The sequence below is a fragment of the Streptomyces prunicolor NBRC 13075 genome (genome assembly GCF_000367365.1).
Taxonomy (GTDB): Bacteria; Actinomycetota; Actinomycetes; order Streptomycetales; family Streptomycetaceae; genus Streptomyces; species Streptomyces prunicolor.
The window spans coordinates 47,605-59,061 of sequence record NZ_BARF01000108.1 but is presented as its reverse complement, the minus strand read 5'-3'; the positions used below and the strand labels follow the sequence as shown (position 1 = coordinate 59,061).

Genomic DNA, 11,457 nt, shown 5'->3' with positions numbered 1-11,457 from the left:
TCGTAGAAACACATGGGTGGGTCAGCCGGCGAGGAGCTTCTTCACCACGGCGGCGACGCGGCCGCCCTCGGCCAGGCCGGCCACCTTCGGGTTCACGATCTTCATGACGGCGCCCATCGCGCGCGGGCCCTCGGCACCGGCGGCCTTGGCCTCCTCGACGGCCTGGGAGACGATCGCGGTCAGCTCCTCGTCGCCGAGCTGCTTGGGCAGGTACTCGGCGAGGATCTCGCCCTCCGCCTTCTCCTGCGCGGCCGACTCGGGGCGACCGCCCTGCGCGAAGGCGTCCGCGGCCTCGCGGCGCTTCTTCGCCTCCTTGGTGATCACCTTGAGGACCTCGTCGTCGGAGAGCTCGCGCTTCTCCTTGCCGGCGACCTCCTCCTTGGTGATCGCGGCGAGCGTCAGCCGGATCGTGGAGGAACGCAGCTTGTCGTGCGCCTTGATCGCGGTGTTGAGGTCTTCCTGCAGCTTCGACTTGAGCGTGGCGGTCATGGGTCTGATTCTCGCAGGTGCGCAACCGGCTGCGCCCACCGATTTACCGGGCCCTGGCCGACGGGGTGTCAGGCGTGTCAGTGGGGTCTGACACGATGGAGGAATGCGCGCGCGATATGGAGTACCTCTGGGAATTGCGGCGGCCGGCGCCGCCGGTCTGGTCTACGCGGCGGGCTTCGAGGCCCGCTCCTTCCGGCTGCGCCGGGTGACGGTCCCGGTGCTGCCGGCCGGGATGCGCCCGCTCAGAGTCCTCCAGGTCTCCGACATCCACATGGTCGGCGGCCAGCGCAAGAAGCAGCGCTGGCTGCGCTCGCTCGCGGGCCTGCGCCCCGACTTCGTGATCAACACCGGCGACAACCTCTCCGACCCGGAGGGCGTCCCCGAGGTGCTGGACGCGCTCGGCCCGCTGATGGAGTTCCCGGGTGCGTACGTCTTCGGCTCCAACGACTACTACGGCCCCACACCCCGTAATCCCGCCCGGTACTTGTTCGAGAAGACCGCTGGCCGCCACGGCCTGAACGGCAACCCGCCCGTCGTAGGAGCCATCCACAACCCGTGGGAGGACCTGCGGGACGGCTTCGACGCGGCGGGCTGGCTGAACCTGACGAACACGCGGGGGACGCTGAAACTCGAGGGCGCATCGGTGGAGTTGACCGGCCTGGACGACCCCCACATCAAGCGTGACCGCTACGCGCGCGTGGCCGGCGGCCCGTCCGACGACGCCGACTTCTCGATGGCCGTGGTGCACGCGCCGTACCTGCGCGCACTGGACGCCTTCGCCGCGGACGGCTACCCCCTGATCCTCGGCGGCCACACGCACGGCGGCCAGCTCTGCATCCCGTTCTACGGTGCCCTGGTCACGAACTGCGACCTGGACACGGACCGGGTGAAGGGGCTGTCCCGGCATACGGCGGAGGGCCGGACGTCGTACTTGCACGTATCGGCCGGGTGCGGGACGAACCGGTACACGCCGGTGCGGTTCGCCTGTCCGCCGGAGGCGACGTTGTTGACGTTGGTGGGCGAGGGGTAGGAGCGGGCGCGGGCGCGGGAGGTATCTCAGGACGTAGATACCGGGGGATACCGGGGGCTGCGGTGAGGTACCGGGGGCTGCGGTGAGTACCTCGTCCAGCCCACCCGTATCGCCCCTTTCGTCCCCGCTGCCTAGCGTGAGGGCATGACCGCCCCGATACCCAGGGACATCCCGGACCTCCCCGCGGTACCCGGCATGCCCGCACTGCTCGCCTCACCCGTTCCCGCCACCGCGGTGGTGGCCCCGTACCGTCGCCCGCTGACGGCGGCGTACCGACTGCTGGTCGCGTTGGTGGCGGCAGCGGCGGTAACCGTCGACCTGTTCCTCGGCAGCCCGATCCGGGTGCTGACCTACTTCACGATCCAGAGCAACATCCTGCTGGCCCTGGTCATGATCGCCACGGCCCGCCGAGCCTGGACGGCCCGCCGCCCCCTATCCCCCCTGGTCACCGGCGCGGCACTGCTCTACATCACGATCACCGGCCTGATGTACCACCTGGTCCTGGCGCACGCGTCGACGCCGTTCTCGATGACGGGCGGCCCCGTCAGCGGCTGGCAGGCGGTGACGAACCACGTCCTGCACACGGTGATCCCGATCGCGGCGGTGGTCGACTGGCTGTTCCTGACCGCGCCCGGCCGGCTGCATCTGCGGATGGCGGCGACGTGGCTGCTGTACCCGATGACGTACCTGGCGGTCTATCTGGCCCGGGGCGAACTGATCCTCCCCGGCACACCGGGGCGCTACCTCTACACCTTCCTGGACGTCGAACAGCACGGCTACAAGAGCGTCCTGGGCAACGCCCTCCTCCTCGGCCTCGCCTTCTACGCCCTCTCCGTCCTCCTCGTGGCCATCGACCACGCCCGCCCCAACCCGATCCGCCACCGCGCCAAAACCGGATTTCGTCTCCAGCCACCGGTGGGCTAAAGTAAACGACGTCGCCACGGTGAGCAGCAGCTCGGGCAGGACAAGTGGCGACATCGGGGTGTAGCGCAGCTTGGCAGCGCGCTTCGTTCGGGACGAAGAGGTCGTGGGTTCAAATCCCGCCACCCCGACAGTTACAACGCCAGGTCAGGGGCCTGATCCGCTTAGCGGGTCGGGTCCCTGAGTTGTTCCTGGAGATGGCTTGGGAGAAATCTGGGAGAAGATCTTGGTCCAGGTCTCCCAGCGAGCAGCAGCCGCACCCACCTGACCACCACATCCCCACACCCCTCTCATGTGCGCGTTCGTGAACTGGGCGCCATGCGCTCGGGAGTCGTGCTTCTGATTCGTCTCGGCAATCCGGCTGAACACCAGACGACCTCCCTGGACAACCGCCCGCCGCCTCGCGACGGTCTTGACCGAGCGCATCCAACGCCTCAGTGTCAGTCCGGCATCGGCGCATATTGCGCGGATACGCGCCTCCATGCACCCTCCTTGCGCCCCGCGCTCCCCTCCTACGGTCATGGAACAGCGAGGGCCGGAATGAAGTCCGACCCCGACAGGAGCAAGGTGCGGCAGATAGCCGCACCGACCTGACGTCGGCCGGATCTGCCCGCCTTGGGGGATGGGGCGATATGAGTGCCCGACGCAGGATCCATGACAGCTTCGAACAGGCAGTCCAGGCCGCTGTGTCCGCGTTTGGAGCGGAGGTCACGCCGAAGCTGAGAGGCAGCGGGTGGCAGGAGGACCAGCTCCGGGGACCGCTGGAGAACATGATCCGATCTGTATGCCGTGGCCTCGGTCTGGACGTCACCCTCATCGGCGAGGTACCGCTCGTCGACATGGGAGCCCGCCCTGACTATGCGGTTGAGGTCGGCGGCGCTCTCGTCGGTTACATCGAGCTCAAGAAGCCGGGCACCCAGGCCGACCCGTCCGTCTACACAGGCCGCAACGCCGGGCAGTGGGCGAAACTACGGCTGCTCAACAACGTACTGCTCTGTGACGGCAACGAGTTTTCTGTCCACCAGCAGGGCCAACAGGTTGGAGAAGTGGCCTACCTGCGCGGCTCGGTCCTCACCTCCGGCGCCCGGCTTGCTCCCGCCGACGGGGCGCTTGCGCGGGTGTTGTACGACTTCCTGACCTGGGAGCCGCAGACGCCCCGCACCACGAGCCAGCTCATCCGAGCAGTCGCAGGACTGTGCCAACTGCTGTCGGAAGAGGTCGGTGAGGCGATCGCGCAGGAAAAGAGCCGACGCCGTCTGCCAGCCTTTACAAAGCTGGCCAAGGACTGGCGACACTTGCTGTTCCCGGAAGCGACCGACGCCGAATTCATCGAACAGTACGGTCAAGCCGTCGTGTTCGCGCTTCTGCTCGCTCGGGTGGAGGAGATCACCTTCGAGGGCGAGACCATGCACAGTATCGCCACGAAGCTGGGCAAGAAGCACTCACTTATGGGCCAGGCGCTGGATGTCCTCGCCGGAGACTCGGTCGCGGGACTCTCCACCACTCTCAACACACTGCTCCGTGTCATCGGGGCCGTCAGATGGGACGTGCTGGACGACGGAACAGGCGATGCCTACTTCCTACTCTACGAACACTTCCTTCAGATTTACGACCCTGAGCTGCGGATACGTACAGGCTCGTACTACACACCACATGGCGTCGTCTCGGCCATGGCCCGGCTGGTCGAGGACGTCCTGAGGCGGGAGGGCTTCCATATTCCTTCCGGCTTCGCCTCCCCTGATGTGGTCCTTGTCGATCCGGCCATGGGCACCGGCACCTTCCTGCTGTCGGCACTGGAGCTCGCTGCCGAGACCATCGCTGAAGAAGAGGGACCAGGCGCGGTGGGCCCCCGCCTGCGAGAGATGGTGGGGCGTCGACTGGTCGGTTTCGAGATGCAAGTCGGCCCGTTCGCCGTCGCAGAACTGCGCATGCACGCCATGCTCAAGAAGTACGGGTCCGCGGCCCCCGCCCAGGGACTCAGGCTGTTGGTGGCCGATGCCCTGGACAGCCCGACAGCTGAGTTCAACTGGATCCCCCACACCTACCGAGCACTCGCAGAATCCCGCCGCCAGGCCAACCAGGTAAAGAGAGACGAGCGTGTCATGGTCGTCATGGGCAACCCGCCCCACGACGCCGTGAAACGGGGTGCGGGCAAGTGGGTGGAGCGAGGGGAACCCGAGGCAGACATCCCTGCCCCGCTGGGGGCCTTCCGGCAACCCGGTAACGGCAGGTACGAGTCGAAGATCGCCAACCTCTACGTCTACTTCTGGCGCTGGGCCACCTGGAAGGTCTTCGACGCACACGACGACGTACCTTTCGGCGTGGTCGCGCTGATCACTCCTAAGGCATGGCTCAAAGGGCGGGCGTTCGCCGGAATGCGGCGCTATCTGCGTGAAACCGCCGACGAGGGCTGGATCATCGACCTGTCGCCGGAGGGCCACCGAGCTGATGTCGCGACCCGTATATTCCCCGAGGTCGCGCAGGAGCTGTGCATCGCGATCTTCGTACGATGGCGGAACAGCCCCAGGCCGCGGACAGAGCAGCAGACCGCAAAAGTAAGGCACCTCAAGGTCGCCGGGCGCCGCAACGAGAAGATCGAACGTCTGACGGCCCTCAGGCTCGACGACTCCGAATGGCGCGAGTGCGCCACGGGCAAGACGGATGCTTTCCTGCCGCCCGGCAGCGACCTGTGGGAGTCCTGCCCGCAGCTGAGAGATCTGATGCCGTGGTCGTCGCGTGGCGTCACTCCGGGGCGCATGTGGGTCTATGCACCGGACGAGGACACGCTCCATGAACGGTGGCGGCGCTTTGTCGCTGCGGACACCGAGCGGCGCGCCAAGATGCTCGGAGACTCGGGAGAGCGAACGCCCGATGACAGTGTCCCGCCCCTGCCAGGGGTCGAATCGCATGGACGGACAACACTCGCCACCGAGCACAGGACAAACACTCAAACGGTGCGCATAGGATTCCGGTCGTTCGACCGGCAGTATGTCCTGCCGGACAGCCGATTGATGGAACGCGGCAGAGCAGACCTCTGGCGAGTCCGGAGCGACCGACAGGTCTACACCATCGAGCAGAATGCCCACCCGCTGGTCAACGGGCCGGCGCTAGTCTTCAGTGCCCTCATTCCCGACATGCACTACTTCAACAACCGCAGCGGTTGCGCCCGTCCTCTCTACCGCAACGCCGCCGGCACGCTGCCCAACGTCACGCCCGGTCTACTCCCCCTGCTCGCCAGGCGGTTCGGAGTACCGGTCGTCACTGAAGACCTCCTGGCCTACATTGCCGCACTCGCGTCCCATCCGGAGTACACGGCCCGATTCCAGGAAGACCTCGAAGTTCCTGGCCCGCGCATACCCCTCACCGCTGACCTCTGTCTGTGGGAGCAGGCGGTTGCCATCGGCCAGCGGGTCCTGTGGCTGCACACCTACGGCGAGCGGTATGCCGACGAGGCAGCCGGGAGGCCGTACGGCAGGGTATTGCTGCCACGCGACCGCCCCCGATGCGTCGCGGAGATTCCGGACGATACGGAAGCCATGCCGGAGAAGTTGGCGTACGACCCCGTGACACAGGACCTGTGGGTCGGCAGTGGACGGATCAGTCCGGTGCCTATCGCGGTCCGGGAGTACGAAGTGTCCGGGATGAACGTTCTCGACAAGTGGTTTGGCTACCGCCGAAGGAACCCCGCCGGCAAGCGACGCCTCGAACTGGACCATGAGTTCGCTCGGCGCTGGCTTCCCTCATGGACCACGGAACTGCTGGAGCTGCTGAACGTCCTCGGCCTGCTCGTGCAGGGGGAGCCGGCACAGGCCGACCTCTTCAATGAGGTGTGCGCGGGCCAACTGATCGCGGTGGCAGATCTGACCACGGCGGGCGTCCTCCCCGTGCCCACAGAGGCGACCAAGGCGCTGAAGGCGACATCGGACGCGGGCGACGCACTATTCGACCTGTGAGCGAAACAGCAGCTGGTTTCTACTGTCGGGTCCGTCGCTCCGGCAGAACCAGCCTGCGTAAGGAGCCTCAGGAAGCGGGACAACTCACTGCGCCGCCCCCTCTGGCTCATCAGCCGCAGACGGGTGGACGTACCTTCCCTCGTTGAACGGAGTGAACCACGCCTGGAACGCCATCGGCGCGACACCAAGAGCCGCTCCGACGGCACTCTCGTCGATGCCGTCCATGGAGTCGTCATAGAGCCACTCGTGGTCCATGTCCTCGTAGACGTTGTCGGCGAACGAGTCGAGCGCGGCCGAGACACCGTCGTCGAGCAGCCCGAAAGTCTCCAAGCTCACGTTCGTCTCGTTCAACAACAGCTTCAGCGCGAGCTCCTCGGCGACGCAGCTCAGCTGCTGGAAGCTGCCATCCGTGAAGCGGGTGGTCATGGCGATCACCGTCACAAGGAAGCGGCGGGCGAAACGGGCGTCGTACTGGAGGGCGTACCGCTCGGGAAGGTCCTCGAAGTGCCACAGGGGACCGTCGCATTCCGCAGCGGTGGTGTCCTCCTCTGTCAGAGTCTGCACGTCTTGGAACAGCTCGTCCACCAGGATGTCCGTCGCGTACACCAAGGCACCGGCAGCGAGTTTGGCGTCCTCCGGCGAGACAGCGAACTCGGTGTCGCCGTCTTCCCCCTCGTCGTCTTCGTCGTCCAGGACGCCGAACATCACGGGCGAGAAGGAACGTAGTTCATCTGCCAGTGCCAGCATCTGACCGCGTACCGCCTCAGCTTTCGCCTCGGCGTCGTAGCCCTCGCTGTCGTCCTCGGCCGTGGGGCGCTCGGTATGCCGAGCCTTACGGTCTGCCACATCATCGGGCGGGGCATCGGGACCGTCGGCGGCGGCGAGACTCTCCTGGGCGAGCCCCGGGTGCAGTTCGACCTCACATCGCTCGATCTGCCAGTCAGCCAACAGCTCGGACCGTTCCAGCAGTTCACTCACGACCGAGCGCACGGCCTCCTCGGCGAACTCCAGAGCCGGAGCATCCACGAAAACTTTCAGAAGCGCTCCGCCCGGGTAGACGGCCACGATGCTGTCGAGGAGATCGACTTCCATGCCGTCGGGTCCCTCGATAGCCCCCACCGAGTCGAATCCGTCCTCGATGAGCGCCACGGCGCCAGTGCGCTGAAGTGGATCCATCTCCGGAGTGCCCTCCGGGATGTGGGCGTCCACAGTCACTACGTATGTCACGGGTCTGATCCTGGCAGGGATATGCCGCACGACGGGGAGGAATTCGCTCAATCACGAGTACTACGCATTGAGGCAGGCAGTCGGCCCGGCTGATGTCGGCAACGAAGCCGACGTACAGGCCGTACTCCGACTTCGCCTCCCGCGACGATCGAAAACACAGATCACCGCTTACACCGTCCGCTACAAACGAACGGCCCGCGCCTACCGGTGGCGCTATGACGCCGACGCCGAACACGCCCCGCTACCTCGAACGCCACACTCAACACCCGCGCCGCCCCGACGCCTTCGACCGATCCGTATGACTCTCACCCACCGTCACAGGCAACCGGCAAAGAACCTGTGACGCGCTGCGCCAGCCCCTCCGGCTCAGGCGGTCCCAGAAGCTGAGCGTGTCGTCGTTGCCGTCAATGTCACCATAGTGCGGACACCACGCACTAAGTGACGCTATGTTGCACACGCGCAAGCACCATCAGCGACGAAAGGTCCATTGCCATGTCTCGCCTCAACCTCGACCACCTGGCCCTCGCTGCCGCCCGGATCCACGCCGCCGACGAAGTCCGTCGTGACCCGGCCGTTGTCAAAGCGGCCAAGCGGTTTGCGGAAGACGGCGCCCAGGCTCTCCGCTCCGGTGGTGCGCTAGCACGTGAGGCTCAGTCCTCCTGGCGTCGCCACAGCCCGCTGGCCAAAGGGACCGGAACCGATGAATGATTTCAGCGCAGAGGCGATGGGTCTCGTGATCCGCGAGCACCGCCAGGCCCAGAAGACCTCTATGACCCAGGAAGAGTTGGCCGAGCGGGCCGATTACGGGAAGGGTGGCGCGGTCTCGATCTCCCGGATCGAGCGTGGGCTCGTAAGCCCTGGGGAGCACCGTCTGGCCGCCATCGCCCTCGCGTTCCAACTGACACCCGAGCAACTCAAGCAGGAGGCGGAGGACCGAACCAGGTCTCTCGCTCGGCAGCGGGGCCAGCGGCCGGTGAAGTTGCGCGACCAAGTCGCAGAGACGAAAAGACGTCACGCCGAGATCAACGAGAAGGCGGCCCAGCGGTCGAAGATCACCCAAGAACACGGGGAAGCCTTCAACCATGTCCATGATGTTGCCCGTGACGAGTTTTTCCTGAGGTTTGTGGAGCTGGCCGAGAGCATCAGCGGGGCGCCCGAGCCAGAGAGGCCGAGTGAGGAGGAGATCGAGCGCACGGGCGAGATCCCTACCGCGATACGTATCGAGGCCATGTCCGTCGGGATCGCCAACGCGATCCGCGGTGCCGCCGCTGGAGGTGCGGCCGGGGTAGCAGCCGGCGGCGCCGCGGCCTACGGTGCGTTCACCGCCGCCGCGTTGTTCGGGACCGCCTCCACTGGAGCAGCTATCTCGACGCTGTCCGGGGTTGCCGCGACCAACGCGACTCTGGCCCTCCTGGGAGGAGGCACGCTGGCTGCAGGCGGTGCAGGCATGGCTGGTGGAACTCTCCTGCTCACAGGCATGGTCGCCGCCCCGGCAGCAGCGCTGGCGGCCGCCGGCTTCTACGTCTTGAGGCAGCGCCGGAACAAGAAGGAGGAGGAGCGTCTCCGAACTGAGGTCGAGGCTGCGGAGGCGGCTCTGGATCAGTCACAGCAAGGCTTCGACGCGATGATCGACGTACTGGATCGTGCCCCGGCCATCATGGAGTACGTCAGCGTCCACGGCACCCACGCCCTTGAGAAATGGAGAATAAGTCTGCCGCCGGAGCCCCGGGACTGGGAATCGCTCGGGCAGGAGGGGCAGGAACGGTACAAGGAGTTCCTGACCGTGGCTGGATGCCTCCTCGCCGTGAGCAGCATCAACGTCAGCGCTCTCCTCACGGCAAAGCCCGACGCTTTGCCCGAGATGGACAAGGCCATCGACGAGACGCTGCGGTACGCGGACAAAACCATCAAGTCGCTCGTCTGAGTCCCGAAGTCATTGCCACGCGCAGACCAGGCGCTACAGCGCGCCGCAAGTCCCTTTCCAGCTGGCGGTGACGGTGGGTGAGGGGCATGCGGCCTGGTCGAACCATTGGGGCTCCTCCGCGTCTTGGCCACCGCCGCCCTCATCCACCGCGCCGACTACACCAGGTGACTGAATCACACGATCCCGACCAGCAGATAACCTGCGACGCGCTGCACTAACCCCTGGATAGAAGCCGCTGCCCCGGTCCGGGGGACACCGTCCCTGACCAGGGCTGCTACCTCTGCAGCGGGAATCCGGGTTCCTTCGATGACCGGCTCACCGCCACGCAGCATTCGAGGTAACCGGATGCCGTCTCCCGACCATCAGGCCATCGTCGTGGCGCGAGCGCGCAGCAGCCGATCGAGTACGGCGACCGGTGAGCGCGGATGCAGGCTCCGCCGGGTATCGAGCGCTACCTCCCACTGCTCAGTCAGGCCGACCTTGAGACGCTCGCGCATGCCGGGGGTCACGTGGGCGTAGCGGGCCGAGACCGAGCCGTCGATGTGGCCCATGCGCTCGTCCATCAGCACCTTCTCGGTGCCGAGATCCTCCATGTGCGTGCGGTGGGAGTGGCGCAGGCCGTGCGGGGTGAGCCCTCTGGCGACAGGCAGCCAGCAGGCGTCGGCCCGGCCTTGGGCGTTGCGGCCTCGGACCGGAATGCCGGGCCAAGGCTCGCCGAGCAGCGGGACCGGGCGGGCCTCCTGAGGTGCCTTCTTCGGGTACCAGCCGGAGGTAGCCGGCGCGAACAGCCAGGTGGCGAAGCCGTTGCGGCGCCAGTGGGCGGCGTTCTCCGTCGGGACGCCTCCTCGGACGAACTTGAGCTCGGCTATGGCGCGTTCAACACGGACGCGGGTGTCCTCCCGTACCCGCTCGGGGTGGTTGAGAACATTGGACACAGTGCCGCTGGAAACCTCCGCGCGGCGAGCGACGTCCACGAGCTTGGCGCCCGTGTGCCCGCCGGTGCGAGCGGTGCCTTGGCCACGGAACACGTACCTCTTGCCGTGGCAGGCGCACGGCGTCGGCTTCGTACGGGCGATGTGGTCGGCGACCAGGGCCGACAACCACTCCGTCACGTCGATGGTGCGGTAGCTGTCGTCCTTGGGCGGGCAGCGGATCAGCTCGCCCGAGTCCAGCTCGTACAACTGGTGCTCCACCCGTACGGCGTCTGGTCGTGCGAACTCGGTTTCCAAGCCGACGATTTCGCCCCACCGCATTCCCGTGTATCCCTTGAGGATCACGGCGACGAACTCGTCGTCGCGCCCGGACAGCAGGGCCGCGCGTTCGGCGATGAGCAACAGGCCGAGCGGATCGGTGATGACCTTCTCGGGTCCCCGGTCACGGGAACGGCCGGCGCGCTTGCCGCGTCCGCGTCGTTTGGTGGCCGGGTTGGCGACGATGAGGCCCTCGTCCACGGCGTCGGCCAGGATGAGGTGGAGCGTCGAGCGCCAGGTCTTGACGCTCGATGCGGCGTAGACGGACTTCTCCCGCTTCTCCCAGGTGTCCACGTCTGTGCGGAGAATGCTAGCGAGAGCCTTGTCCTCGAACTCGGGGAGCAAGTGCTCCTCGATGTGGCGCCGGTAGTTCTGCATGGTGGATGCGGCCAGGTCCTGGGCGTCATACCAGCGGCTGGCGTACTCGCCGAAGGTCTCCTGTCCGGCGGACGGGTCGCGCCAGGTGCCGCGCCGGACCCTGGCCTCTTCCTCGTCTGCGGCCTGCTTCGCCTCGCGCTTCGTGGCGAACTTGACCACCGCACCCGTCGGGTCGGCGACGGTGCCGTACTTGCCTTCGCTGACCTTGTACCTGCCGCGCCAGTAACTACCGCGTTTCTCGGCGAAGCCCATGCCTCGTGCTCCCTCCTTCCTGTGGTCTGCCCT

At 66.5% G+C, this 11,457-nt stretch carries 8 protein-coding genes and 1 tRNA gene; 5 read left to right on the top strand and 4 right to left on the bottom strand.

The features are described 5' to 3' along the window. Positions 1-21 precede the first annotated feature (21 nt). Positions 22-489, bottom strand: coding sequence for a GatB/YqeY domain-containing protein (locus tag SPR02S_RS45630; protein ID WP_019063743.1), 468 nt, complete (start codon positions 487-489; stop codon positions 22-24). Between the two features lie 103 nt (positions 490-592). On the opposite strand from SPR02S_RS45630, the gene SPR02S_RS45625 reads away from it, so the two are divergent. The 4 genes from SPR02S_RS45625 (at position 593) to SPR02S_RS45610 (ending at position 6,393) form a co-directional block, all read left to right on the top strand. Beyond that, positions 593-1,519 (top strand): metallophosphoesterase, encoded by a 927-nt coding sequence (locus SPR02S_RS45625; protein WP_019063742.1) that lies wholly within the window; start codon positions 593-595, stop codon positions 1,517-1,519. Positions 1,520-1,663: 144 nt separating this feature from the next. Beyond that, positions 1,664-2,443 carry a Pr6Pr family membrane protein gene (locus SPR02S_RS45620; RefSeq protein WP_019063741.1) on the top strand — a complete coding sequence of 260 codons (780 nt, stop codon included), beginning with the start codon at positions 1,664-1,666 and terminating at the stop codon, positions 2,441-2,443. Between the two features lie 54 nt (positions 2,444-2,497). Next, a tRNA-Pro gene (locus SPR02S_RS45615) sits at positions 2,498-2,571 on the top strand. 501 nt (positions 2,572-3,072) lie between these two features. Further along, positions 3,073-6,393, top strand: coding sequence for a type ISP restriction/modification enzyme (locus SPR02S_RS45610; protein ID WP_019063740.1), 3,321 nt, complete (start codon positions 3,073-3,075; stop codon positions 6,391-6,393). Positions 6,394-6,477: 84 nt separating this feature from the next. On the opposite strand, the gene SPR02S_RS45605 is transcribed toward SPR02S_RS45610, so the two are convergent. Continuing rightward, complete coding sequence (locus tag SPR02S_RS45605) at positions 6,478-7,620, bottom strand: hypothetical protein (protein WP_019063739.1); 1,143 nt, start codon at positions 7,618-7,620, stop codon at positions 6,478-6,480. 700 nt (positions 7,621-8,320) lie between these two features. Between SPR02S_RS45605 and SPR02S_RS45600 the strand changes: the two genes are divergently transcribed. Next, on the top strand, positions 8,321-9,544 hold the full coding sequence (locus SPR02S_RS45600) for a helix-turn-helix domain-containing protein (protein ID WP_019063738.1): 1,224 nt from the start codon (positions 8,321-8,323) through the stop codon (positions 9,542-9,544). A 173-nt stretch (positions 9,545-9,717) separates the two neighbouring features. Here the strand turns inward: SPR02S_RS45600 and SPR02S_RS65355 are convergent, their stop codons facing one another. Beyond that, positions 9,718-9,876: a DUF433 domain-containing protein gene (locus SPR02S_RS65355; RefSeq protein WP_245607741.1), complete on the bottom strand. Its 159-nt coding sequence runs from the start codon at positions 9,874-9,876 to the stop codon at positions 9,718-9,720. 30 nt (positions 9,877-9,906) lie between these two features. Beyond that, positions 9,907-11,424: a LacI family DNA-binding transcriptional regulator gene (locus tag SPR02S_RS45595; protein WP_019063737.1), complete on the bottom strand. Its 1,518-nt coding sequence runs from the start codon at positions 11,422-11,424 to the stop codon at positions 9,907-9,909. Positions 11,425-11,457 lie beyond the last annotated feature (33 nt).

What these genes read in the sequence shown, in the direction of transcription:
- SPR02S_RS45630 (WP_019063743.1), bottom strand. Translation starts at nt 489, where the DNA reads ATGACCGCCACGCTCAAGTCGAAGCTGCAGGAAGACCTCAACACCGCG.
- SPR02S_RS45620 (WP_019063741.1), top strand. Translation starts at nt 1,664, where the DNA reads ATGACCGCCCCGATACCCAGGGACATCCCGGACCTCCCCGCGGTACCC.
- SPR02S_RS65355 (WP_245607741.1), bottom strand. Translation starts at nt 9,876, where the DNA reads ATGCTGCGTGGCGGTGAGCCGGTCATCGAAGGAACCCGGATTCCCGCT.
- SPR02S_RS45625 (WP_019063742.1), top strand. Translation starts at nt 593, where the DNA reads ATGCGCGCGCGATATGGAGTACCTCTGGGAATTGCGGCGGCCGGCGCC.
- SPR02S_RS45610 (WP_019063740.1), top strand. Translation starts at nt 3,073, where the DNA reads ATGAGTGCCCGACGCAGGATCCATGACAGCTTCGAACAGGCAGTCCAG.
- SPR02S_RS45595 (WP_019063737.1), bottom strand. Translation starts at nt 11,424, where the DNA reads ATGGGCTTCGCCGAGAAACGCGGTAGTTACTGGCGCGGCAGGTACAAG.
- SPR02S_RS45600 (WP_019063738.1), top strand. Translation starts at nt 8,321, where the DNA reads ATGAATGATTTCAGCGCAGAGGCGATGGGTCTCGTGATCCGCGAGCAC.